Consider the following 23639-nt stretch of genomic DNA (forward strand, 5'->3'; position numbering starts at 1 on the left):
CACAAGTTCCTGTCAAAACTTTATATACATGCCACGGTTTAATAACTCCGCTAGGTCGCCACAATCTTGCCTTGGGGGAGACTCCCCTAACGATTGCTTTGCATGGACTTCGATGGCGTTACAAACCTCGTCACCTAGGATTCGCTAGTTTCGGAGCGATACCAACACTTCAGGGCCACGGTAGCCCCTATGGCCTATATATTTCTCTGTCTACGCTTCGCATTGAATTTTATTGTTCATCCGGTTGCGCCCTCGCGCAGGAAAGTATTTACGATCCCCAGACTCCGCACAACACGCAAGACTCGATACAGGTGAGCGGCTAACTCTTACCCGACAAGGACTTTCACCCTGCAAGTTCTGACAAGCTTTCTTGTCGCACTAACGCCCGCAACAGCGGGCAATTTGTAGCGCTAGCGGAAAATTGCTCGGCTGCTTGCGATTGTTATGCAATTTCCTCCTACGCCCTCTCGACAATGTCTGCCAAAGCGTTGAGATTGTTTTTCAACTCCCAGGCACGCTCCGTATATGTGCTGACGTCAGAATCCAGTAGCCCATGCCTCTCGAGTCTAGTCTCTTCTATCTGGTCCGACAGAAGCGCATAGATGCTGTGAGTGAGATAGTTTCGCTGATTCTTTACCTCTTTTAGATGCGGAACAAGAGGTTTCAAATCTTTGTGCTTTTCTGCATATGCGATGAGCTGGCCCAGAGTTGACCTATGGAACGGCGCTTCGCCCTCTGGAGCCTGGACTAAACCTAGTATCAAGCTCTCCAAACGCCCGGCAGCTAGCACTACGCGACCAAGCTCGGCGCAGAAATCCTGGCTCTCGTTTAGCAGCTCAAAGAATGCGAGCCCTTCGACTTCTATGCCTCTATACATATGCATAACGCCGCGTACACGGGCGCGAGTTTACGAGCGTCCCACCGCCGCTTTTTGGCGGTGTAGTGCTACGCTTTGTTACGTTTTTGAGACTTTCCCACATTCTTTGCACTTTATACCATCCCGAACAGGAAAAAGCGGAAATTGTATGCCAATAAAAACCAAAAACGCCCAGCGACGCCCAAGTTGATAAAACTCTGTGTTTTCGCTTCCGCAAAACGGACACGCTTTTTGATCTACTCCTTGATCCTCTACCAAAGCTTCTTCGCGATTCTCATTAAGAACTTTAAGCGCGGTTTCCGCATACAGCTTCGGAACCTGGAGTTTTACCCCACCAAGAGCATGAGAGTAGAGCCACTGCATATTGATTGTATGCTCATCTGCTATGAAAACAGGTATCCCCTCGGAGTCCAGACGGGACTTAGCAATATGCGCTTCATACGGCAAGCTATAGCTGGAAATAGTAACGAGCATATGGCCCTAGTAAACGTAACGCCCGCCATAAACGGCCGAGTGAAACGAGGTCCGGCGACCGAAGGGAGCAAATCTAATGGCATGGTTAGGTGTTGACACCTGACAAAGATATAGCAGCATACCACCCACCGATTATAATTAGCTGACCAGCCAACCACTGCATGGATGCTACCGGTTGACTAAGCCCCTCTTTTACCCTCTTTATCACCACATTTTGATAGATGATGCCAGAAAGATACAAAACCAGTATCCCGAAAACAATGTATGCAATAACGTTGCTCGTCAATAATGCCAGGGTAAGAAAAGTAGCAACGTATAGTGGTATCGAAACAACGCCAACAAACCACTTATCTTCAACGATCATTTGTACACCTAACGCCCGCCATAAAGTGCCGAGTGAAACGAGGTCCGGCGACCGAAGGGAGCGTATTTAATGGCTTGGTTATGCGGCGTCGAGTTCAATTTTTTGCACCTTGTCGAGCTTAACGCTTTTGCCTGCTACCCAGAGATCATACATGTCTTGCATCGCCAGCCAGCTTTCAGGCGTCCGGCCCAATGCCTTGGAAAGACGAAGCGCCATCTCCGGGCTAATACCGCTCTGCTGCTTAAGCAGACGGTTTAACGTAGACGGCGATACATCCAGCCGTCCTGCCAAATAACGGCAACTAAGGCCAAAAGGCTCCATATAGGTAGCCAGAATGAACTCGCCAGGATGAGGGGGGTTATACATTTTCATCAGTGGTAATCCTCATAATTGAGTACATAGGCATTACCGTCGGAGAATTCAAACGTCAGCCTCCAGTTCCCATTAACGGTAATTGCCCAGACACCCTTTCTATCACCTTTAAGAGGGTGAAGCTTGTAGCCAGGAATATCTAAGTCATTGATTTCCTTGGCGGTATCCAGTGCTGCCAGTTGCATTCGAAGACGCTTCTCATGCTTGGCCTGGATGCCCCGAGCGCTACCTGTCTCGTAAAAGCGCCTTAATCCTTTGTGTTTGAATGACTTGATCATGGAGTTATTGTAGCGCGTTGCGCAACAGTGTCAAGCCACATAACGCCCACATAAAAGGCGGAGCGTCAGCGACGTCCAGCGCAACGAAGTGGAGCGGTTTTTGATGTGCTTGTTAGAATTTTCAATTTGTATTGGCCAACCCTACTTTTTTATACCCGTTATTTTTTAGTGTAGCCATTGTTTCCACCACGCGCTCGTACTGGACGCTACTATCGGCACTAACAATAATATTGGGAGGGTTTTCAAAGTCACTTTTTATATACGCTTCTGATAGAAGTGGAAGCAGTTCACCCCCCTTGCGCCCATCTACTTCATAGTTCGACGGCTTGACTACGATTACAATACTAGGTGTCGCTATCGCTTCACCCCCGATTATAAATTCTACGTCAAAATAGAGTAGTGCTATCAATACTATGAATGAAAGTATCACTAACCAAATCTTTATCTTCAATGATATGGCCCCCTGGAATTTCTAACGCCGCGTACACGGGCGCGAGTTTACGAGCGTCCCACCGCCGTTTTTTGGCGGTGTAGTGCTACGCTTTGTTAAGGCACAAAGCCTCGAATGAGCGGAAAACATAATATAGCCACCAAACTAAACATGCCAAGTGCCAGTAGAAGAATGCCTACCGTAAATAGCGGCTTCGCATATCGACGCACATTAATGCTGTAATGCAGCTTTGATAAGAAAGCATGCTCAAATATTGCTATTCCACCACCGGTATAAATATTACTCAATAGTCTTGCCTCTAGACCGTGGAAAGTAACTATCGTGCCAATAGGTGGATTACCTCTCCCGCCGACATGACATATTCCAGAAACCAATGCCCACACTCCGTAAGAGATTAGTACTGCGGACAATATTAGGGCGCCGGCCAGAACCAACTTTTCGTAGTTGGCGAGTCGCTCTTGGAAAATGTTTGACCACATGTGTTGCCTTAACGCCGCCAACACCGGATGCCGAAGCGACAGCGTAGGCAGTCCGAGTGCTTGGCCTTGTTAAGTGTTTTACTTGCCCTCGATTTCATCAAGTATCTTTTGTCCATCTGGCATGCCTGACATAGTTCGCAGAAATACTACATTTCTGCTTAGAATTTTCTTGATTCTCGCTGCGGAAATAGGTCTTTCCAAAACTTTGAAGTTAGATAGCTCTTGGTAATGGCACTCATCTTTGTCGTCATACCTGTCTTTCTTCAGCGTGTTTCCGGAGCCAAGTCCATATGCAACAATGCCAACTCCATTTTCATACAAAAAGACGGTATCTCCCTTCTTGATACGGTCGATATTGAATTTCCATGGATCATAAAATGCTGCAGCAATGCCGTTGTTTAACATGTAGTCATGATCGCTGTCATCATGCCTTCTGTTCGTATTTAGAACATGAAAAGCACTATTATCTACATCTTCTGATTCGAGTTCCCTCTCCGCTATCTCTACCCCAGCCTCGATGAGCTTTAGGGTAACTTCTTGTTTTGAAAGGTCTAATTGCTCGGCCAGCCCTTCAATAAACAGTGCTAATTCTTTAGGTATTCGAACTGTTGATGCGACAAGCTCTTTCCTGGTTGCTTTTGACTTTCTGATTAGGCTTTTCAGGTCACTCATGCGGTATCTCCTAGGCTATGATGGAGACACTATACAAGAGAACCATATATGGTGCAACAATGGTTCAATTATGAATCTATACTGAATCACGGATGATTCTTGACACCTAACGCCGGTAGCAATTGCCGGAGTGAGTTGGATTGTGTTTTTGCGTTTTTTTGCAAAAAACAAGACAGCTTACGGAGGTCAATTGGCTACCCTTGTTAGCTGTGTTCACGCTTAAACACATCGAAGTCTAGATTATACATTGATAGAGGATCACCAATATACAACAAGACCTCTCTAGCACCCGCGCCGAGACAAAGCTCTCGATACAAGCGTTCTTCAATTCCGGTAACTCCTCCTTCTAGCTTTTCCATTGGTTGAAAAATTACTCTGGGTGAAGGAGCAATCCATTTTGATTGATGTAGCTGACTGATGGCATGCTGGATAATTTTTTCTGCGACAACGAAATCGTGCACCAGAAGCCTAGGGTGCGAAAATGGATTAACAACTTTGTCTCTTTCGAGGTCTCCCAATGTTTTTACTTTACTACCAATTTCTACGACAATTGGCTGTCCTTTTTTATCGCTTTTGATAGCCATCAGCGGTTCTTCATCGTACACATTAGTTGTGTCGATTATAGAAATCTTAAGTCTGTGTTCCCAAACCTGTATATATAGGTCATTTGAAAACATCGATTGAATATATCTAAGAATGCTCATATTTAGTTGACTGCTAACATTTGTATATCGTGCATGCGCGTTATCATTCCTAGAGCTCTCTCAAGAAACCCACACAAGCTCATGATTTTATTACACTTTCGGGCAATTATCAGCCAAAAACAATAGCGGCAATGTGTGCTTGCGCGTTATACCGCTAGAGTTGGCCGGTTATCTCTCTGCCCGATCAGCCTAAGTGACTGATTTAACAATGATTGCTTTATAACGAACACGGCAATCCGAACCGCCTTATAAAGCAAAGCGTGCGTCGATCTCGGTCACTTGGCAATACACCTGTATAAACACTGGATACGCGAGCACCAAAATCCGCCGCTAACGCTAAGCTTAGCGCGGCAGTGCTTTAGGCACCATGACCGGGCGGCTTAGCCACTGCTCAAAACGCGGAGTAATGCGAGCGAGATTTTCTGACCACCAGTTGGCGTTTAACTCAATCGCTGTGGCTAGGTGCTCTTTTGCGGTGGGCAACCGCTGGCGCAGCTCGGGTGCTAGTTGCGCCATAGACGATTTTCTTACCGGGCCGTAGGGGATATAACGGGCCTGTGCGGCTAAGCTTTCGGTACTGCTGGCAAAGCGCAAAAACTCTTTTGCCCGCTTGGTATTGCGGCCGTTTTTGGGGATGGCCCAAACATCAAAAAACCACACTTGGTGATCCCAGATAATATCCAAAGGCTCGCCGCGCTGTACGGCGTCGTCGACTCGGCCACTGTAAACCGACGACATAACAACGCGGTTGGTTTCCAGCATACGAATGGCCTCTTCGCCCGTTTGCCACCACTGAATATGGGGTTTTATTTTATCGAGCATTGCAAACGCGCGATCGAGCCCGGCCTCGGTGGATAACACCTCGTATACGTTTTCCGGTGCGACACCATCAGCCACTAACGCCCACTCTAAGTTGACTTTGGGCGAGCGGCGCAAACCGCGCTTACCAGGGTATTTTTTTAGGTTAAAAAAATCGTCAAAAGTGCTCGGGGGTGTTTTAAATTGAGTGCGGTTAAAGCTCACCACAGTCGAGCCCACCACGTTGCCCACACCGCACGGCGTTAAGCTGCCGGCGATAAAATCATCCTGCGCGCTGGTGCCATCGGGAGCGGGCGACAAGGTTTTGGGATCGAGCGGTTCGAGCAGGCCCTCGTTACAGGCGCGAATTGCATCAAACAATTCTAAATCGACAATATCCCATTGCACATTCCAGGCGCGCACTTGCTTGCGAATATTATCGATCCCGCCACTGTATTGGATGACGTTAACGCGGGTATTGGACTGCGCCTCATAGGGGCGAATAAACCCAAGAATTTGGCTTTTGACGTAAGCGCCATCCCACGATACAACGTTCAGCTCTTGCTGCGCCGTGGCGGGCGCAACGGCGCCAACGGTTAGCAAAACACTTACTATCAACTTGTACCACATAGCCCTGCACCAAATTCCCATTACCAGTAAAAACCTACGTTGACGTTAAAGCGACCGAGCCATTTATCTTCACCACCGCCGGCCATAGAACCGTTGTCAAAATAAGCCATATTATTTGCCAAAATATAATCGATATAGGTAAACAACGGGCCGCTACCAATGGCGCAACCGGTTGTATTGATAATCGAGTCGAGCGAGCCGGCCTCGCGTTTAAACATGTGCGAGTAGTCGTTGTAGCAGGTGATACTATCGATGGCTTGCCACGGTGATGGCACATTGTAGGCGACGTTGGCGACGGCAATATCAGCATCGGCCGCGATATCGTAACTGCCGGCAAACGCACCTACCGTGATAACCGAATCGTCTACCCCCTCGGGGTTTTCTGGATCATACTGGTAGCTCGTCGCTTGCGCCTGAAAATTCCAGCGGCCACAGCGGCTATCGACGTGAGCTGCGACGGCCCAGTGATCACCGCGGCTATCGGTTGTAGCGTTGTAAAGTTCGCCCGCCTCTAGCGAGCTGCCGACGGCGGTTTCGCAACCACTGCCCAAGCCAAAGGTATAGGCCGCGCGGGCATTAAACTGGTTGGTCTCTTCGTTTTGCTGCTCGCCGTCACGAATGACATCAAATGAATAGCGCTCGGTATTAGTGGCATCATTGAGCTCTTCGTTTTTATAAAACGCGAGCTGTGTACTCCAGGGGCCATCGGTGCGCTGGTACTTTACCCCCATGTCGTAGTCATCACCCAGCCCAACATAGTAAGGCACACCAAACCAAGAGTTATGCGCGGCGTAAGGCAATAAACCAAAAGGAACCTGGCTGACGCCAAATTGTAATTGGCTTTGATCGTCAAACTCGTAACCGATCCAGCCGTGATGCAGCACACTCATGTAAGAGTAAAAACGGTACTCGGCAGATACCAAGATGTTATCCAGTTGACCATCCACATTGAGCCGAAACACATCCAAGCCACCTTCACCGAGCCGCCCCTCAGACGACTCGACATAGTCGCGATGGACGAGGTTAAAGCGCAGCGCCCCGCCAATATCTACGCCCGAGGGATCGGGCTCATCGGCGGCGACTGCGCTGCGCTCGGAGCCAGACACTGCGACTTCTAAGTTTTGTACCGGCACCTGCGATCGCGCCTCAACTTGCTCGAGTCTCGCCTTTAACGCCTGAATTTCGCGCTTAAGAAGCTCTATCTCGCTTTGGGTATCGGCATCATCCGCAGCCCCCCATGTAGCTGCGGGGCTCAGCGCAACGATCACTGCCAACCAAAGCGTGCTTTTCGTTAACCTCACGAGCATCACTCCTTGTTGTTCGTAAACACCTAATCGTCACGTTTATCCGACGGCTGTATATTTTCTCGCACTGGCGGCGCTGACTGCGCTTGACCTTCTGGGCGGTCGACGCCGGGCTCGCGCTCCGGCGGCTCCGGTGGCGAGGCCAACATATCGTCGTGCTCTTCCATGCGCCAAGGCAAGATCGCCGGTGAGACATGCAAAAAGTGTAGGTGCTTTTCAAACTGATCGAGAATATCGGTAATAATATCCTGCTGATCAAAGCCGTAAATATCGTACGACTGACCGCCCCGGCGCAGGAATACCTCGGCGCGATAGTACACTTGCGGGTCGCCAATGGAATCTGGCATTTCTTTGGCCGCATAGTCTGGCAAGTCGTGCTCTAGCAAGCGAATTTCATACACAAAGTCGACTTGCTCGTCTTTTATAACCTCGAGATAAATGCGCTGATACTCTTCATCGGTATGAACTTCGGCGTTCCAGTTTTCTTTTATCAACTCACGCTCAACTCGGTGCATGGCCTTGCTAACCGTTGTTGCCAAAAACTCCAGCACTCGCTCCCGATCGGGGAAAGTGACCAAGCCGTGTAAACGACGGCGCCATAAACCGCGCCCCCCGGTACCGGAAAACCGCTGCTGCACATCGGTTTTTAAACTGCGCTGATGGTGCCCCTCAATGGTTAACGCACGCCACATACCCAACGCGGCAATAATCATAATAATCGAGAACGGCAGTGCACTGACGATGGTCATCGTTTGCAGTGCACTCAAGCCACCCGCCAACAACAGCGATGAGGCCACAACACCTTCAGCCGATGCCCAAAACACACGCTGCCATACCGGTGTGTGCAGCGCGCCGCCCGAGGCCAGCGAGTCAATAACAAGCGAGCCGGAATCCGACGAGGTCACAAAAAAGGTAATAATCAGTATGACGGTGACAAACGATACAATCGAGGTTAGTGGCAACACCTCGTACAGTTTAAACAAGGCGATTGCCTGATTGTTTTGCACCTCGCCAATAAGCGCGGTGTAACCCTCTTCCATAATTTGGTTAAGGGCGGTATCGCCAAACACCGAGAACCACATAAAGGTGAATATCGACGGCACCAGCATCACCCCCACCACAAACTGTCGGATGGTACGGCCACGGCTAATTTTGGCGATAAACAGCCCGACAAATGGCGCCCAGGCAATGGTCCAACCAAAAATAAACAGCGTCCAGTTACCAATCCAATCGCTGTGAGAGTAAGCCTCTAAGTTAAAGGTTCGCTCGACGATATTATTTAGGTAACTACCGGTGTTTTGCAAAAAGGTTTCTAAGATGTGAATGGAGGGCCCGACAATAAACACAAAAATCATCAAAGTGACGGCTAAGAACATGTTTAAAATTGAGAGGCGCTTAACGCCCTTATCCATACCCGCAACCACCGAGAAAATCGCCAACCCGGTAATTACCGCAATACAAATAATCTGCACCGTGGTGCTAACGGGGATACTCGGCCACAGGTAATGAATACCGGCGTTAATTTGCGCAACCGACAACCCGAGCGTGGTGGCAATACCAAACATGGTGCCCAAAATGGCAAACACGTCCACGGCGTGACCAATGGGGCCGTATATTTTATCGCCAATTAATGGGTACAGTGCCGAGCGAATCGATAGCGGCAGCCCGTGGCGAAAAGCAAAGTAGGCCAACACCAAGCCCACCAGGCCATAGATCGCCCAAATGTGAAAGCCCCAGTGGAAAAACGCAATTTGCATGGCCTGCTTGGCGGCATCGACTGTCTCGGGCGCGCCTTGCGGTGGCGATGAAAAGTGCAGCACCGGCTCGGCCACACCAAAAAACAGCAGTGCAATGCCGTAGCCGGCCGAGAACAGCATGGCAAACCACTCTGGAAAACTGTATTGCGGGTCGGCGTGATCGGGGCCGAGCTTAATATTACCCCAGCGCGTCATTGCCAAGCCGACAATAAAGACCAAAAAGAAGGCAACCGACAGCATATAAAACCAGCCAAAGGTATTGGTGATGTACGCCAACGTCGTGCTAAACACTTTGCCCGCGAGGTCTGGATTGCTAATGGTACCCACCACCAACAAAACCATCACCACGACGGCGGGGATAAATACCGGAATCAGCACCGTCGAGCCGGCACCTTTGGTAGCGTCTTTTACAGTCATAGATCCTTCCAGAGTGTGTGCTTCATCAACTAACAGCCTATAGCCTAGCAGGCTGCCGCTTAGGTTGCACCCTTGAGGCCGGGCGCCACAGAGCACCCAAGCCGGTCAGACGGGAGCATTTTTGCCAGTACCACCAAGACCCACCGCACAGCGATAACACCGCCGGCGGGCTCGCGCGTCGCTAACAGAGCGCGGCTTCACGCACTGGATAAACTAACCCTAAGGGACATATACTGCCTTTTGCGCTGTCCATTTTGAGTCTCTACCACCATGGCTGAGGTCATTCCCACTGAGAATTTTTCGCCTCTGAATTTTCAGAGGTTTGCCCCACACCCGCGGCTCGCGCCTTGGGTTCAGTGTCTTTGGTCAATCGGTACGCAGACGCCAAACCGCCATCAAAATATCGAAAAGTTTTATCCCGACGGCGGCGCCAGCCTGACCATTGGCTTATCGACCCACGAGCCCGTTATTACCTTCGAGCAAAACACCTGCACAAGCATGCGCTTGGTCAGGGCGACTGACGCCTGCGTGAGTATTCGCTTCACACCTACCGGGGCCTATTTTTTGCTCGGGCTCGAGCCGCAAGAACTTTCTGACAAACAGCTTTGTTTAGGCCGCGACTACACGCCGCAATGGCACAGCTCACTCGCGGTCATAGCAACGCGGCTATACAATCTGGACTTAGTGGCTAAAATTAGCGTATTGGAACAGTGGTTATTACAGCGACTAACAAAATGTGCAAGCCGCCAGGCACACACATGGAAGCTCGTTCACGCCATTAAAATGCACCCGCTACCACCCGGCCAGCTAGAGGAGCACTTAGGCGTCAATCGGCGCACACTAGAGCGAACGTTTAAACGCCAAATCGGGATTTCGCCCGGTCAATACATAGGCTACTGTCGCACCCATCAAGCGCGGCGCTTACTGGCCGCCAGCACAATGCCACTGGCTGATATCGCGCTGGAGTGCGGCTACTATGACCAGCCACATTTTTCTCACGCGTTTCAAAAAAGCACTTTCGAAACCCCCGCCGAGTACCGAGCGCGCAAGTTGTCGCAAATTTACAAGGCATAGACTTTATCGGCGGCTACGCTGGCACCTCAACGTTTATTCAAGAGGTCTGCGCCATGCACGAACGTATTTCTCAGCAAGCCGTTTACCAATATTGCCCGCGATTGGCCGAGCACTTATTGGCCTTAGGCAAGACGGATACAAACGCTCAAATTACATCTGGCATTATTCATCTGGTAAAGCTGCGCGTATCGCAAATTAATGGCTGCGGATTTTGTCAGCACATGCACTCAGCTGAGGCACGTAAAGACGGCGAGCGACAAGAGCGATTAGACGTATTGCCGGCCTGGCGAGAGCTCGCCTGCTTTACACCTCCAGAGCGCGCCGCGTTGGCGTGGGCCGAGGCCACCACCTTGATAAGCCAGCAAGCGGTGAACGACGCAACTTACCAAAATGCCGTGACACACTTTGGCGAAGCCGGTTTGATTGAACTAACAACGGTAATTTTAGAAATTAATAGTTGGAACCGAATCTCGGTTAGCCTGCAGTTTCAACCTGCGATCGCCGATTAGAAACCGCGAAGGAGCGCGACTATGACCGTATTTAGCAAAGCCATTTGCTGGACTAATGTTGTATCCAGTGTGGCATTTTTACTGGGCAGCCTTTTATTTTTGCCACGATTTGCCCCTTACGCCACAACCGGCGTCTGGCTGTTTGCATTAGGCTCACTGTTAATGCTGATCGGCGCATTACACGCCAATTTCACCCGTGATAAGTAATGCGCTAACCAAACCAAGCCGCACCTCTACTGTTGCGGCTTTACATAGAACGGGAAATTCGCGTTACCTACTTTGCCCTTGCCGTCATAGATGTAGGCGTAAATACGGTAATCACCCTCTGCGGTTGGCGCGGTAAAGCTCAGCTCACCGTCTTGCTCTTTTATAGTGGCGATGGCGACCGCATCGGGCTTTTTCTCATAGGCGCCGCCTTGGCTGCGCACGTCTACCTCTTTTAACAGCTGCCACTCGTAACGCAGTGGATCTTCGTCGCTAACCGCCACCTTTACCGTCAGTGGCTGGCCGGGTTTTACGTAAACGCTATCGGCGGCCTGCTGAGCGTTAAGCGTTATTTCAGTAGCTCGCGGCGCGCGGTTGCTGGGGTATTGCCCTGTCCAGTAGCGGGTCAGCTCATCGACCCGAGCGTTAGGCTTGCCGTCGGCGTTGATCATGCCGTACCAAGTGGGTGTGCGCTCTTGTTTCTGCCCCCACAAAAAAGCAAACGAGCCAATCACTTTACCTGTCGGATTATTATCAAACGCCTGATGCAAACGCTCAGAGAAGGTCGCGGCTTTAACTCCGCTGGGCTCTTCAAGCTCGCGGCCCCACTCGGTGGTGGGGCGCTCCCAGTGACCAATGGCGCCATATTCGGTCACCATAAAGGGTTTGTCGATATTAAGGCCGGCAATTATCTCGGGCAAATTAGCCACATCGCCGTACAGTTGCAGCGAGATAAAATCGACATTGGGCGTGTAACGCATGGCGGTTTTAATATGCCGCTCGGGCGCGCCGGCAAAGGCGTAGGTCACCGGATGGTTCGGGTCTTCGCGATGGATGTAGTCGATCATCTCAGCAATGGCCTGATACACCTTGGGGTTAACGTCTTTGAGCGAGCCGTCATCGTTAAACAGCAGGTTGGGCTCGTTAGCCACCACCCACGCCAACAGGTTGGGGTGATGTTTATAGGCTTGTACCGTCTTTTTTAAACGCTCAAACTGCGCCTGAACCGCCGCCTCGTCGTTGTAATCAAAGCCGTGCAGTTCTTTATCGGTATTAAACCCCAGCGCCACCATCACGCCATTGTCGGCCGCGTCTTGCAATACTGCCTCAGCGTTGTTGGCGCTCCAAGTGCGGATACTGTTACCGCCTGCTGCGGTTAAAAGGCTCAAGCTGCCTTGGGCATTACCCCCCAAACCAACACCTTTTACATCGTATGGCGCACCATCAACTAACAATTGGTAGACGCCGTCGCGTTTAACAATCTCCACATGCTTTGGGGGCGCGACCGCACTGGCCGCCGATACAGCAAACGATGCCGGGGCGCAGGCCAGCGCCACTAATAAAGACGCCCCGAGAAGAGTATTTTTAAACATAAGCGAGCCTCATGGTTTTCTCCCATCAGAGCAAACTCTGGCGCCGTTTGCGGCCCACTAAGGCGCAGCCACAAAAGTGGGACTCAGAATCAACCATCTCTGCTCAATACCGGCCGCTACGCGCAAGCGCCTATCGCCCAACCCTTACTTTTTGCATTATAAATACTGCCCACAAAAAAGCCCTGCACAGGGCAGGGCTTTTGGAGTGACGCCTGGTGCATCACCAATGCGCAAAGTCGTACTTACTTTTTAGCGCGCTTGCGCTCGTTTTCAGTCAGCAGTTTTTTGCGCACCCGGATTGATTCGGGGGTCACTTCGACCAGCTCGTCGTCTTCGATAAACTCCAGCGCTTGCTCTAGCGTGTGGCGAATCGGCGGCGACAGGGTCAGCGCCTCGTCGGTGCCGGCGGCGCGGATATTGTTAAGCTGCTTGGCCTTGGTCGGGTTAACGCTCAAGTCGTTATCCCGCGAGTGAATACCAATAATCTGGCCTTCGTACACCTCGGCGCCATGGCCCAAAAACAAGCGACCGCGATCTTGCAAAGTAAACAACGCGTAGGCCAAGGTTTTACCTTTAACCATGGAAACCAGCACCCCGTTGTGACGGCTGATGATCTCACCGCCTTTTACCGGGCCATAGTGATCAAAAATACTGGTCATGATGCCCGAGCCGGAGGTCAGCGTCAGGAACTGACCGCGAAAACCAATCAGGCCACGCGACGGAATCATAAACTCCAGCTTAACGCGACCTTTGCCGTCTGGCTCCATGTTGGTCATTTCGGCGCGGCGCAAGCCCAGCTCTTCCATAACCGAGCCTTGGTGCTGATCTTCTACGTCAATGACAACGTGCTCATAGGGCTCGTGAATTTCGCCATCCACTTCGCGCTGAATAACTTCAGGGCGCGACACACCCAGCTCGAAACCTTCGCGGCGCATGTTTTCAATCAACACCGACAAGTGCAGCTCACCGCGGCCCGATACCACAAATTTATCCGGGCTATCACCCTGCACCACTCGCAGCGCCACGTTGTGGATCAGTTCTTGATCGAGGCGCTCACGAATATTGCGGCTGGTGACAAACTTGCCTTCTTTACCGGCAAACGGCGAATCGTTTACCTGAAAGGTCATGCTAACGGTGGGCTCATCGACCGTTAATGGCACCAGAGGATCGACGTTGTCGGGGCTGCACAGCGTATCGGAGATATCCAAACCATCGATACCGGTAATACAGACGATATCGCCCGCAGTGGCGCGATCGGTCTCGACCCGCTCAAGGCCGTGGTAACCCATCACTTGCAATACTTTGGCTTTTTTATTGCCACCTTCGCGCTTGGCCACAACCACTTGCTGGTTGGGCGACAAGCTACCGCGCGAAATGCGGCCAATACCAATAACGCCGGTGTAGCTGTTGTAATCCAGCGCCGAGATCTGCATCTGGAAATCGCCGTCGATATCGACATCGGGGGCTTTTACGTGCTGGGTAATCATCTCAAACAGCGGCGTCATGTCATCGGCCAGATCGTCTGGCTCTGGGCCGGCCACGCCGTTTAGGGCCGAGGCGTAGATAATCGGAAAGTCGAGCTGCTCGTCGGTGGCACCTAAGCGGTCAAACAGATCAAACACTTGATCGACGGCCCAGTCAGGACGAGCACCGGGGCGATCGACTTTGTTAACCACCACAATGGGGTTTAGGCCTTTTTCAAAGGCTTTACTGGTCACAAAGCGCGTTTGCGGCATGGGGCCGTCAACGGCGTCGACCAACAGTAATACTGAGTCAACCATCGATAATACCCGCTCTACCTCGCCGCCAAAATCGGCGTGCCCAGGGGTATCTACGATGTTAATGCGGTAATCGTTCCAGCGGATCGCGGTGTTTTTGGCCAAGATGGTAATGCCGCGCTCGCGCTCCTGATCATTGGAGTCCATGATGCGCTCGGCGCCTTCGTCGCGACGATCAAGCGTGCCAGACTGAGACAGCAGCTTGTCTACCAGGGTAGTTTTACCGTGGTCAACGTGGGCGATAATGGCGATATTTCGCAAATTTGCGATTTTAGATTGGCTGGTCACTGTAATGCTCTCGGGTGCGGAGGAAATGGCAGCGTCCCCTTAGCAAGGGCGATAGCGCTGAAAAGGCGCGCATTATACCTATCTAGTGCGCCGGCAGGAATCAAAAAGATCAGAAATCAGACAAACAGTGGCTATTTAGCCCGATAAAACGCACGTTAGCGCTATAAACCGAAGGCATTGGTGCCTTCGCCTTCCACGCCGCGCACCGGCTCGCCATCGCCGGCATACTGAAAACGCTCGATATGGCCACTGGAGGCGAGCACAAAACAGGTGACAAACAGCTCGCGCGATTTACCTTGGCGAGTGCTATCGGGGTAGACATCCGCCTCTAAAAAAATCTTGTACAGCTCGCCATCGGCCGACAACCGACTGCTGTAGCTGTCCATATGCATCACGCTAATACGATTTTTAAAGCTGGTTTTAAGCTTTTTTTCACAATTTAGCTGAGCATCAGTCATCGTTGCATGATGGTAACGCAGCCCCAACGTACGGCCCATTTTGCCAGCAAAGTCGCCCACGGGGACATCCAAAACATGCAGCGTCGAGATAACCGATAGCGCCACAATCCCCAGCGCCATTAGCGCCAGTATCAGCAATTGCCGCAGCGGCGTTTTGCTGGGCACAGCTAAGCCCGAGCCGCCGGGCGAAACACACCAATATTGGTGTGACCATCGTCCACCAAGTGCGAAGCGTGCAGCTGGCTCATAATGCCTTTCTCACAGTACAGATAATACTGCCGGCCGGCCTCTAATTGCGCCAAGGCATTATTGAGTGTGTAAAACGGAATTTTCAACACTTCAGCACCGTCGATTAACAGGGGCTTCAATTCTTCTTCATCGGGGTGACGAATATCCACCACCACTGCCCCGACGGGCAGCACCTCTACTACCTCGGCGCTCGCGCCTTCATCGATGGTCTCGGCCAGCTCCCGCACATCCACCGCCACTTGCTCGGCAATAGCGCGCTCCAGCACCGCAAAATCAAATTTCGACTCCACGTACTCAACCTTATCGAGCCGCGCGCGGGTGGTGGGCTTAACCGAAATCACCCCGCAGTACTCAGGCATGCTAGCGGCAAACGTCTCGGTACCAATGGTGCGCGAGATATCGATAATCTCGCCTTTATCCATTGTCACCAACGGCCGCAACACCAGCGTATCGGTCACCCGGTCAATCACACTTAAGTTGGGCAGCGTTTGGCTGGACACCTGGGCGACGCTCTCGCCGGTTACTAATGCCGGCAACTTGGCCGACTCGGCTACCGCGCTGGCGGCGCGCATCATCATGCGCTTAAGCACCACCCCCATATAGGAGTTGTCGACGTGCTGCAAAATCTCAGACACCACCCCCTCAAACGGGATGGTGACAAATTTAACCGGGTGTGAGGCGCCGTATTTTTGCCACAGATAATAGGCCACCTCTTTAACGCCGATCTCGTGCTGGCGGCCGCCTAGATTAAAAAAGCAAAAGTGGGTGCGAATACCGCGCTTCATGGTCAAGTAGGTCGATACCGTAGAGTCAAAGCCCCCCGAGATAAGCGACAATACTGACTCCTGTGAGCCCAGCGGATAACCGCCCAGCCCCCGGCACTGACGCGCCACCACAAACAGCCGCTCTTGCTTAACCTCTAGCCGCACCGTGATATCGGGTTTTTTTAGCGCGACACCGGCGTTCTCGGTATGCTGCGCCAAGCCGCCACCCACGTAACGCTCGACATCAGTCGAGGTAAAGTCGTGGTTGCCGCTGCGCTTAACCCGCACGCAAAAGGTGCGTCCGGCGAGCGAGTCACCCCAGTTTTCTAAAGTTTTTTCGTAAATATCGTGTAAGTCACCCAGCGGATACTCCACCACATGCAGGTAATTGCCAATACCTGGGGTGCGCCCTAGTACCTCGGCCACTTGCGCCTCACGCTGCAGCCGAGCCGCGTCATCTAGGCCGGAGTCATCGGCGGTGATTTCGATTTTCTCCCAATCGCGCTGAACCTTGATATCGCGATCAATCCCCGCGAGAAGTGTGCGCAAGTTGTCGCGCAGCTGCCGGATAAAACGTTTGCGAACCGGCGGGCTCTTAATAATTATTTCTGGGAAAACCTTGACGATGAAATGCATGAAAGCCTACTGTAAGCGCGCGGTAAAAGCGCTACAGTATAATGCATGGGCGAAGGCGAGACAAAACACAGCAAAACCACAAAGCACCATTTTGGCGCACACCCCACGCAGCAACGCACCACATTGGCGCACTACGCGTGCGCAATCGACTCAACATCTGTGCTTCAGCCGCGCACTTGCCGTGCTACACTGGCGCCCTGCTCGGTGGCATACTTCTTGCCCTAAGCCAGAGACAAAATTGTGTCACCGCCTATGGCGGCGCACACCGAAAGCGCACCGGTTGCGCTTTCAAAGTTTCGACTATTAACGACCGTAGCCCTGCTGGCTATTACAAACTGGAGGCACTCGATGTCTAGAACACTGGATCTGATCAAAGAACATGAAGCTCGCTGGGTAGATATGCGCTTTACCGACACCATCGGTAAAGAACAGCACGTAACCATTCCTGCATCTACCATCGACGACGACTTCTTTGAAGAAGGCAAAATGTTTGATGGTTCATCTATCAATGGCTGGAAAGGCATTAACGAATCAGACATGATTTTGATGCCTGCGGACGAGACTTCTATTCTGGACCCGTTCTCAGAAGACACCACCATTATTATTCGCTGTAACATCGTTGAGCCTACCACCATGCAGGGCTACGATCGCGACCCACGCTCTATCGGCCTGCGCGCTGAAGAGTACTTAAAGTCTACCGGCCTGGGCGATACCGCTCTGTTCGGCCCCGAGCCCGAGTTCTTCGTATTCGATAGCGTACATTGGGCCTCTGAAATGGGCGGCTCTTTCTACAAAATCAAATCTGAAGAAGGCGCTTGGTCTTCTGGTGACGATTTCGAAGACGGCAACGCCGGCCACCGCCCAACCGTTAAAGGCGGCTACTTCCCCGTGCCTCCGGTTGACTCACTGAACGACTTGCGTGGCGCCATGTGTAACGCCATGGAAGCCATGGGTCTGGAAATTGAAGTTCACCACCACGAAGTGGCCACTGCTGGTCAGTGTGAAATCGGTGTTGGCGCCAACACCCTGGTGAAAAAAGCCGACGAAGTACAGATTTTGAAGTACTGCGTACACAACGTAGCCCACGCCTACGGCAAAACAGCTACCTTTATGCCTAAGCCACTGATCGGCGATAATGGCTCAGGTATGCACGTTCACCAGTCTTTCTCCAAAGACGGTGTTAACCAGTTTGCCGGTGACGACTACGCTGGTTTGTCTGAAACTGCCCTGTTCTACATCGGCGGTATCATCAAGCACGCGCGCTCGCTAAACGCCTTCTGTAACGCCTCTACCAACTCTTACAAGCGTTTGGTACCTGGCTTTGAAGCGCCCGTAATGCTAGCTTACTCGGCTCGCAACCGCTCTGCGTCTATCCGCATTCCGTTTGTCACCAGCCCGAAAGCCAAGCGCGTTGAGACTCGCTTCCCCGACCCAACCGCCAACCCATACCTGTGCTTTGCGGCACTGATGATGGCCGGCCTGGACGGTGTGCAAAACAAGATCCACCCAGGTGAAGCCGCCTCTAAAGACTTGTACGACCTGCCTCCAGAAGAAGAAGCACAAATCCCAACCGTGTGCTCAAGTCTGGAACAAGCGCTGCAAGCTCTGGAAGACGACAACGAATACCTGCAAGCAGGCGGCGTATTCACCAAAGACTTTATCGACTCTTACATCGAGTTGAAAAAAGCCGACATCCAGCGTCTGCAAATGACTCCGCACCCTGTAGAGTTCGAGCTGTACTACAGCCTGTAAGACGCCCGAGCCCGACACGCACGCGTGTCAACGCTCACAAAAAGGCCCGATCAGCAATGATCGGGCCTTTTTCTTTGTGGCCCGACACGCTATCTTATAATCTTGGACAGGCAATCGCAGGATCATGCAATGAAGCCGCTTACAGGATTAAAAACCGCTATCTCACTTATGGTAATGCTACTGCTGCTCGCAGCGACAGCTCAGGCCGAGGTCTATAAGTCCGTCGACAAATACGGCAATGTCACCTACACCGACGACCCAAGCACCGCCGAAAAAAGCGGCAAGGCCGAGAAGGTCAAGGTGCGTCCCACCAACGTCATGCCCGCCGGCAAGCCCATGGAGCTCAGCGAGCCCGACACAATGAGCGAGCCCGAGCGCGATCAGACGAACTACGCCATCCGCATTGTCAGCCCAGAGAACGAGTACACGGTCACCCCCGGCCAGCGAGACTTAATCATCGCGGTAAGCTTGCAGGCCCCCTTAAAAGAAGGGGCAAAAATCGCCTATTACATGGACGGCGAACTACTGGGCAGGGGCACCGTCAACAACTACTCGATTCGGGAGATCTTCCGCGGCGAGCATAATATTTACGCCCAGGTCGAAGACTCAAGCGGCAACGTGCTCTCTAAAAGCGCCACGGTAACGGTTTACGTGCATCGCGCCTCGACCATCAACTAAATGCCGCACTAAGATTCCGCCTCACTCGCGGCGCCAATGGCGCCGCTCAGACGCCAGCATCAAGGTTAGCCCTACTTTGCATCACACCCCAACTCGGGGCGCAGCCTGCGCCCCGCGATAACGCAAAAGCACCATTTTTGTGCAAGAATAATCGGACGAGCCAATCGTTATCGACGAAAACGCCCGTTTTTCGGGCTTTTTGCTATTGGTTCAGTATTTGCATAGTGCACCCCTATCAACCACCGCACCGCGGTCTTTGGAGTAGTAAGCCGACGTGACGCCCCAAGATATACACAAACCACTGCTAGACAGTTTAAGCACGGCCATCATCTTGCTTGATAGCCACCTGCAGTTGTGCCACATGAATCCGGCCGCCGAGGTGCTGCTGTCGATTAGCTGTGAGCGCTGCCAGGGCGAGGCGATTACCCACTTTTTTCACGAGTCCGCCGATACCGCTGGCGAGCTGCTACAAGCGGCGCGCAACGCCGACCACTACACCAAGCGTCACGCCGAATGGCAGCTGCTAAACGGCGAGCAAATTACGGTGGACTATACCGTAACGCCTTTTACCAACAACGATGGCTTGGTCATTGAGATTTTGCCGATCGACCGGCTACTGCGCATCTCGCGCGAAGAGATGATGGCCTCCAGCCAAGAGACTACACGCGGTCTCATTCGCGGCATGGCCCATGAGATTAAAAACCCGCTGGGTGGTATTCGCGGTGCGGCACAATTATTAGCGCGCGAGCTACCCGGCGACACTTTTACCGAATACACCAACATCATCATTGATGAGGCCGACCGGCTGCGCAACCTTGTCGACCGTATGCTTGGTCCTAACCAGCTGCCACAGCAAAGTGATTTAAATATTCACGAGGTGTTAGAGCGGGTTGCCACCATGATTCGCGCCGAGAGCGAAGACACCATTCGCATCGTGCGCGATTACGACCCAAGCATTCCCGATATGCACGGCGACAAAGAAATGCTGATTCAGGCATTTTTAAATATCGCCCGCAATGCCATGCAAGCCATGCTTGAGAGCCACACGCCGGCGCCCTCGCTCACACTGCGCACCCGCGTGCGGCGGCAATTTACCATTGGCCGGCAAAACCACCCGCTGGTCATTCACGTTGAGGTTACCGACAACGGCCCGGGTATTCCCGAGGAAATGGCCAAACAAATTTTTTATCCGATGATATCCGGTCGCGCCGAAGGCACTGGCCTAGGGCTGACCATTTCGCAGCATTTAATTCATCAACATCAGGGACTGATCGAGTGCCACAGTGAACCGGGCGAAACTTGTTTTTCGCTGTTTTTACCGATGGACTCATCACACACAAACTCAACACCAATGAGAAACCGCCATGCAGAAGTCTAACCGAGTTTGGATCATTGACGACGACCGCTCCATTCGCTGGGTCTTAGAAAAAGCCCTGCAGGGCTCCGGCATCGAGACCCGTACTTTCGACTCCGGTGATGCCGCCCTCAATCAGTTAAGTCGCGAAGTGCCCGACGCTATTGTCAGTGACATTCGCATGCCAGGGGTCGACGGGCTGGGGCTGTTGTCCACCCTGCACAGCAATCACCCGACGGTGCCGGTTATTATTATGACCGCACACTCAGACCTCGATAGCGCCGTCGCCGCCTATCAAGGCGGTGCCTTTGAATATCTACCCAAGCCGTTCGATGTCGACGAAGCCGTCGCGGTGGTGCAGCGCGCCCTGGCCCATGCCGAAGAGCAAAAATCCGAGCGCAGCCACCCCGACACCGTAGAAATCGATACCGAGATCATCGGCGAAGCGCCGGCCATGCAAGAGGTGTTTCGCGCGATCGGGCGTCTGTCGCAATCGAACATTACCGTATTAATTAACGGCGAGTCCGGCACCGGTAAAGAATTGGTCGCCCGCGCCCTGCATCGCCACAGCCCGCGCCGCAACGAACCGTTTATCGCCCTGAACATGGCGGCAATTCCCAAAGACTTAATGGAGTCGGAATTGTTTGGCCACGAGAAAGGCGCCTTTACCGGCGCCGCCACCCAGCGCCAAGGGCGCTTTGAGCAAGCCAATGGCGGCACCCTGTTTTTGGATGAGATCGGCGATATGCCTGCCGAGACTCAAACGCGCCTGCTGCGAGTTTTGGCCGACGGGGAGTTCTATCGCGTGGGTGGCCACACCCCGGTGAAAGTCGACGTGCGGATTATTGCCGCTACGCACCAAGACCTAGAAAACCTGGTCACCGAGAACTCCTTCCGGGAAGACTTGTTTCACCGCCTGAACGTGATTCGGATTCATATCCCCAAACTCGCACAACGCCGCGAAGACATCCCCAAGCTCTCGCAGTTCTTCTTGCAAAAAGCCGCCGGCGAGCTCAATGTCGACACCAAAATTTTACTCTCAGAAACCGAAGAGTTTATGTGCAGTCTGCCGTGGCCGGGCAACGTTCGTCAGCTAGAAAACACCTGCCGCTGGATTACGGTGATGGCCTCGGGCCGTGAAGTACACACCGAGGATTTACCGCCGGAGCTGATGGACAACAAAGAGGGCAACGCCCCCGCCGATGACTGGGAAAAAGCCCTGCGCCACTGGGCCGATCAAGCCCTTGCCCGCGGCCACCACCAATTATTGAGTGAAGCGGTGCCCACCTTTGAAAAAGCCTTAATAGAAACCGCGCTTAAATACACCGCCGGACGCAAGCGCGACGCCGCCAATTTATTGGGCTGGGGCCGCAATACGCTAACCCGTAAACTCAAAGAGCTGGGAATGGCCGGCGCCGAAGAGGTCAACAGCTAAACACCGATTGCGCCGGGCTACGCAGATAGCCCGGCGTTCCCCGTTCCCCGTTCCCCGTTCCCCGTTCCCCGTTCCCCGTTCCCCGTTCCCCGTGCTAGGGTATAACCCTAATCATCATTAGGGGGAAGTATTGTGGCCAAGTGGATTGAGCAGTTCGCCAGTTTTATGTGGGGCCTACCACTCATCGTGCTGCTCGTCGGCGGCGGACTGTTTCTGCTTGTTTACAGTCGCGCGCTTCCTTACCGTCACTTTGCGCACGGCTTTGCCATTCTCACCGGACGTTACGATAACCACAGCGACCAAGGCACACTCAGCCACTTTCAAGCACTGACCACCGCACTGTCTGGCACCCTCGGGCTTGGCAATATCGCCGGCGTGGCGCTGGCGATTACCGCCGGCGGACCAGGCGCGGTTTTTTGGATGTGGCTCACGGCGATTGTCGGGATTGCCACTAAGTTTTTTACCGCCACCGCCGCCGTTATGTATCGCGGTTACGATTCTCAGGGCACCCTGCAAGGCGGGCCCATGTATGTGATTCGCGAAGGGTTAGGCAAACACTGGCTGCCACTGGCGTTGTTTTTTGCCTTTGCCGGCCTGTGCGGCACCCAGCCGGTGTTTCAAATTAACCAGCTTGTTGCCATGCTGCGCGGCTCCGTCGCCTACCCACTAGAGCTTGCCACCGAGCAGTCACACTTTGGCTTTGACCTTACCGTCGGTATTATCAGCGCGCTGTTGGTGTTATCGGTCATCAGCGGCAGCCTATCCCGCGTCGGTAAAGTGACCGCGCGATTAGTCCCCGCCATGGTGGTGGGCTACATGCTAATGACACTGGGTATTCTGGCCACCCACCTGAGTGAAATTCCCGCCGCTTTTGGGCTGATTTTTCACGATGCCTTTACCGGCCAAGCGGTTGCCGGGGGCGCGTTGGGCACAGTAATTCAGGTCGGTGTGAGTCGCGGCGCCTTCTCTAACGAAGCGGGCATTGGCACCGAGTCGATGGCACACGGCGCTGCCAAAACCAACGAGCCTGTGCGCGAAGGGCTAGTCGCCATGACCGGCCCGGTGATTGATACCCTGATCGTTTGCACCTGTACCGCCTTGGTCATTCTGATTACCGGCGTCTGGCAAAGCACCGAAGCCGACGGTGTCGCCCTCACCGCCAACGCCTTTAGCACGACCTATGGCAACTGGGGGCCATTACTGCTCACGGTTATGGTGATATTTTTAAGCCTAAGCACGATCCTTACCTTTTGGTATTACGGCAGTAAATGCCTCGGATTTTTAATCGGCGCGCAACATCAACACCATTATGTCTGGGTTTACTGCCTGTTAATTGTCGCCGGCAGCGTGGGCTCCATCAGCGTTATTTTTAATTTCCTGATCGGCATGTACGCCGCGATGGCAATCCCGACCATGCTCTCGGCCTTGATCCTCGCCCCGCGTATCATGCGCGCCGCCCGCGTGTATTTTTCCGCTTTCGATTCGCAACGTTAGCGCAAGATCGGTCAGG

The 23639-nt window shown here is 52.7% G+C and carries 23 protein-coding genes; 8 read left to right on the top strand and 15 right to left on the bottom strand.

The genetic code is table 11. The features are described from left to right. Window positions 1-457: 457 nt before the first annotated feature. The 11 genes from ACGHAD_RS15745 to ACGHAD_RS15795 all read right to left on the bottom strand — a co-directional run bounded on the left by ACGHAD_RS15745 (window position 458) and on the right by ACGHAD_RS15795 (window position 9577). Window positions 458-877, bottom strand: a complete 420-nt coding sequence (locus ACGHAD_RS15745) for a hypothetical protein (RefSeq protein WP_382414884.1) — start codon at window positions 875-877, stop codon at window positions 458-460. A 78-nt stretch (window positions 878-955) separates the two neighbouring features. Continuing rightward, window positions 956-1351 carry a DUF2007 domain-containing protein gene (locus tag ACGHAD_RS15750; RefSeq protein WP_382414882.1) on the bottom strand — a complete coding sequence of 132 codons (396 nt, stop codon included), beginning with the start codon at window positions 1349-1351 and terminating at the stop codon, window positions 956-958. Between the two features lie 85 nt (window positions 1352-1436). Further along, a complete protein-coding gene (locus ACGHAD_RS15755; protein ID WP_382414880.1) occupies window positions 1437-1715 on the bottom strand; it encodes a hypothetical protein in 279 nt (92 codons plus the stop codon). 78 nt (window positions 1716-1793) lie between these two features. Continuing rightward, window positions 1794-2087, bottom strand: a complete 294-nt coding sequence (locus ACGHAD_RS15760; protein WP_339617325.1) for a HigA family addiction module antitoxin — start codon at window positions 2085-2087, stop codon at window positions 1794-1796. Then, window positions 2087-2365: a type II toxin-antitoxin system RelE/ParE family toxin gene (locus tag ACGHAD_RS15765; protein WP_382414878.1), complete on the bottom strand. Its 279-nt coding sequence runs from the start codon at window positions 2363-2365 to the stop codon at window positions 2087-2089. Before ACGHAD_RS15765 ends, ACGHAD_RS15760 begins: the two co-directional genes overlap by 1 nt. Window positions 2366-2486: 121 nt before the next feature. After that, on the bottom strand, window positions 2487-2795 hold the full coding sequence (locus tag ACGHAD_RS15770; protein WP_382414911.1) for an ExbD/TolR family protein: 309 nt from the start codon (window positions 2793-2795) through the stop codon (window positions 2487-2489). A 578-nt stretch (window positions 2796-3373) separates the two neighbouring features. Beyond that, window positions 3374-3967 carry a hypothetical protein gene (locus ACGHAD_RS15775; RefSeq protein ID WP_382414876.1) on the bottom strand — a complete coding sequence of 198 codons (594 nt, stop codon included), beginning with the start codon at window positions 3965-3967 and terminating at the stop codon, window positions 3374-3376. A 203-nt stretch (window positions 3968-4170) separates the two neighbouring features. Further along, window positions 4171-4572 (bottom strand): rod shape-determining protein MreB, encoded by a 402-nt coding sequence (locus tag ACGHAD_RS15780; RefSeq protein ID WP_382414874.1) that lies wholly within the window; start codon window positions 4570-4572, stop codon window positions 4171-4173. Between the two features lie 441 nt (window positions 4573-5013). Beyond that, the gene (locus tag ACGHAD_RS15785; RefSeq protein ID WP_382414872.1) at window positions 5014-6099 is read right to left on the bottom strand and encodes an ABC transporter substrate-binding protein; all 1086 of its coding nucleotides are present in this window, start codon (window positions 6097-6099) and stop codon (window positions 5014-5016) included. 20 nt (window positions 6100-6119) lie between these two features. Beyond that, the gene (locus ACGHAD_RS15790; RefSeq protein WP_382414870.1) at window positions 6120-7400 is read right to left on the bottom strand and encodes a hypothetical protein; all 1281 of its coding nucleotides are present in this window, start codon (window positions 7398-7400) and stop codon (window positions 6120-6122) included. 29 nt (window positions 7401-7429) lie between these two features. After that, window positions 7430-9577 carry a BCCT family transporter gene (locus ACGHAD_RS15795; protein ID WP_339618026.1) on the bottom strand — a complete coding sequence of 716 codons (2148 nt, stop codon included), beginning with the start codon at window positions 9575-9577 and terminating at the stop codon, window positions 7430-7432. 270 nt (window positions 9578-9847) lie between these two features. Here ACGHAD_RS15795 and ACGHAD_RS15800 point away from each other — a divergent pair, with 270 nt between their 5' ends. Genes ACGHAD_RS15800 through ACGHAD_RS15810 form a run of 3 tightly spaced genes read left to right on the top strand, consistent with a single transcriptional unit; the run spans window position 9848 to window position 11367 of the window. Beyond that, window positions 9848-10651, top strand: coding sequence for a helix-turn-helix domain-containing protein (locus tag ACGHAD_RS15800; RefSeq protein ID WP_382414868.1), 804 nt, complete (start codon window positions 9848-9850; stop codon window positions 10649-10651). Window positions 10652-10704: 53 nt separating this feature from the next. After that, window positions 10705-11160: a carboxymuconolactone decarboxylase family protein gene (locus tag ACGHAD_RS15805; RefSeq protein ID WP_339618024.1), complete on the top strand. Its 456-nt coding sequence runs from the start codon at window positions 10705-10707 to the stop codon at window positions 11158-11160. A 21-nt stretch (window positions 11161-11181) separates the two neighbouring features. After that, complete coding sequence (locus ACGHAD_RS15810; RefSeq protein ID WP_339618023.1) at window positions 11182-11367, top strand: YrhK family protein; 186 nt, start codon at window positions 11182-11184, stop codon at window positions 11365-11367. A 26-nt stretch (window positions 11368-11393) separates the two neighbouring features. Here ACGHAD_RS15810 and ACGHAD_RS15815 read toward each other — a convergent pair whose 3' ends face one another. From ACGHAD_RS15815 to thiI, 4 genes are all read right to left on the bottom strand, one after another. Beyond that, window positions 11394-12737 carry a glycoside hydrolase family 2 TIM barrel-domain containing protein gene (locus ACGHAD_RS15815; protein ID WP_382414866.1) on the bottom strand — a complete coding sequence of 448 codons (1344 nt, stop codon included), beginning with the start codon at window positions 12735-12737 and terminating at the stop codon, window positions 11394-11396. A gap of 242 nt (window positions 12738-12979) precedes the next feature. Continuing rightward, a complete protein-coding gene (gene typA / locus ACGHAD_RS15820; RefSeq protein ID WP_339618021.1) occupies window positions 12980-14803 on the bottom strand; it encodes a translational GTPase TypA in 1824 nt (607 codons plus the stop codon). Between the two features lie 161 nt (window positions 14804-14964). After that, a complete protein-coding gene (locus ACGHAD_RS15825) occupies window positions 14965-15426 on the bottom strand; it encodes a hypothetical protein (protein WP_339618020.1) in 462 nt (153 codons plus the stop codon). Between the two features lie 2 nt (window positions 15427-15428). Next, window positions 15429-16910, bottom strand: coding sequence for a tRNA uracil 4-sulfurtransferase ThiI (thiI, locus tag ACGHAD_RS15830; protein ID WP_382414863.1), 1482 nt, complete (start codon window positions 16908-16910; stop codon window positions 15429-15431). Window positions 16911-17258: 348 nt separating this feature from the next. On the opposite strand from thiI, the gene glnA reads away from it, so the two are divergent. From glnA to ACGHAD_RS15855, 5 genes are all read left to right on the top strand, one after another. Further along, window positions 17259-18662 (top strand): glutamate--ammonia ligase, encoded by a 1404-nt coding sequence (gene glnA / locus ACGHAD_RS15835; RefSeq protein WP_339618018.1) that lies wholly within the window; start codon window positions 17259-17261, stop codon window positions 18660-18662. A 129-nt stretch (window positions 18663-18791) separates the two neighbouring features. Continuing rightward, window positions 18792-19340: a DUF4124 domain-containing protein gene (locus ACGHAD_RS15840; protein ID WP_382414860.1), complete on the top strand. Its 549-nt coding sequence runs from the start codon at window positions 18792-18794 to the stop codon at window positions 19338-19340. Window positions 19341-19614: 274 nt separating this feature from the next. Then, on the top strand, window positions 19615-20718 hold the full coding sequence (glnL, locus tag ACGHAD_RS15845) for a nitrogen regulation protein NR(II) (RefSeq protein ID WP_339618016.1): 1104 nt from the start codon (window positions 19615-19617) through the stop codon (window positions 20716-20718). Further along, window positions 20705-22129 carry a nitrogen regulation protein NR(I) gene (glnG, locus tag ACGHAD_RS15850; RefSeq protein ID WP_382414858.1) on the top strand — a complete coding sequence of 475 codons (1425 nt, stop codon included), beginning with the start codon at window positions 20705-20707 and terminating at the stop codon, window positions 22127-22129. The genes glnL and glnG overlap by 14 nt, the downstream gene beginning before the upstream one ends. Before the next feature lie 165 nt (window positions 22130-22294). Further along, window positions 22295-23623, top strand: a complete 1329-nt coding sequence (locus tag ACGHAD_RS15855; RefSeq protein WP_382414909.1) for an alanine/glycine:cation symporter family protein — start codon at window positions 22295-22297, stop codon at window positions 23621-23623. The last annotated feature ends 16 nt before the right edge of the window (window positions 23624-23639 follow it).

The organism is Gilvimarinus japonicus (assembly GCF_042847215.1).
Taxonomy (GTDB): domain Bacteria; phylum Pseudomonadota; class Gammaproteobacteria; order Pseudomonadales; family Cellvibrionaceae; genus Gilvimarinus; species Gilvimarinus japonicus.

Excerpts from the sequence above, each read along its gene's own strand:
- ACGHAD_RS15745 (WP_382414884.1), bottom strand. The coding sequence starts at position 877 with ATGTATAGAGGCATAGAAGTCGAAGGGCTCGCATTCTTTGAGCTGCTA.
- ACGHAD_RS15750 (WP_382414882.1), bottom strand. The coding sequence starts at position 1,351 with ATGCTCGTTACTATTTCCAGCTATAGCTTGCCGTATGAAGCGCATATT.
- ACGHAD_RS15755 (WP_382414880.1), bottom strand. The coding sequence starts at position 1,715 with ATGATCGTTGAAGATAAGTGGTTTGTTGGCGTTGTTTCGATACCACTA.
- ACGHAD_RS15760 (WP_339617325.1), bottom strand. The coding sequence starts at position 2,087 with ATGAAAATGTATAACCCCCCTCATCCTGGCGAGTTCATTCTGGCTACC.
- ACGHAD_RS15765 (WP_382414878.1), bottom strand. The coding sequence starts at position 2,365 with ATGATCAAGTCATTCAAACACAAAGGATTAAGGCGCTTTTACGAGACA.
- ACGHAD_RS15775 (WP_382414876.1), bottom strand. The coding sequence starts at position 3,967 with ATGAGTGACCTGAAAAGCCTAATCAGAAAGTCAAAAGCAACCAGGAAA.
- ACGHAD_RS15785 (WP_382414872.1), bottom strand. The coding sequence starts at position 6,099 with ATGTGGTACAAGTTGATAGTAAGTGTTTTGCTAACCGTTGGCGCCGTT.
- ACGHAD_RS15795 (WP_339618026.1), bottom strand. The coding sequence starts at position 9,577 with ATGACTGTAAAAGACGCTACCAAAGGTGCCGGCTCGACGGTGCTGATT.
- ACGHAD_RS15800 (WP_382414868.1), top strand. The coding sequence starts at position 9,848 with ATGGCTGAGGTCATTCCCACTGAGAATTTTTCGCCTCTGAATTTTCAG.
- ACGHAD_RS15805 (WP_339618024.1), top strand. The coding sequence starts at position 10,705 with ATGCACGAACGTATTTCTCAGCAAGCCGTTTACCAATATTGCCCGCGA.
- ACGHAD_RS15810 (WP_339618023.1), top strand. The coding sequence starts at position 11,182 with ATGACCGTATTTAGCAAAGCCATTTGCTGGACTAATGTTGTATCCAGT.
- ACGHAD_RS15815 (WP_382414866.1), bottom strand. The coding sequence starts at position 12,737 with ATGTTTAAAAATACTCTTCTCGGGGCGTCTTTATTAGTGGCGCTGGCC.
- thiI (WP_382414863.1), bottom strand. The coding sequence starts at position 16,910 with ATGCATTTCATCGTCAAGGTTTTCCCAGAAATAATTATTAAGAGCCCG.
- glnA (WP_339618018.1), top strand. The coding sequence starts at position 17,259 with ATGTCTAGAACACTGGATCTGATCAAAGAACATGAAGCTCGCTGGGTA.
- ACGHAD_RS15840 (WP_382414860.1), top strand. The coding sequence starts at position 18,792 with ATGAAGCCGCTTACAGGATTAAAAACCGCTATCTCACTTATGGTAATG.
- glnG (WP_382414858.1), top strand. The coding sequence starts at position 20,705 with ATGCAGAAGTCTAACCGAGTTTGGATCATTGACGACGACCGCTCCATT.
- ACGHAD_RS15855 (WP_382414909.1), top strand. The coding sequence starts at position 22,295 with ATGTGGGGCCTACCACTCATCGTGCTGCTCGTCGGCGGCGGACTGTTT.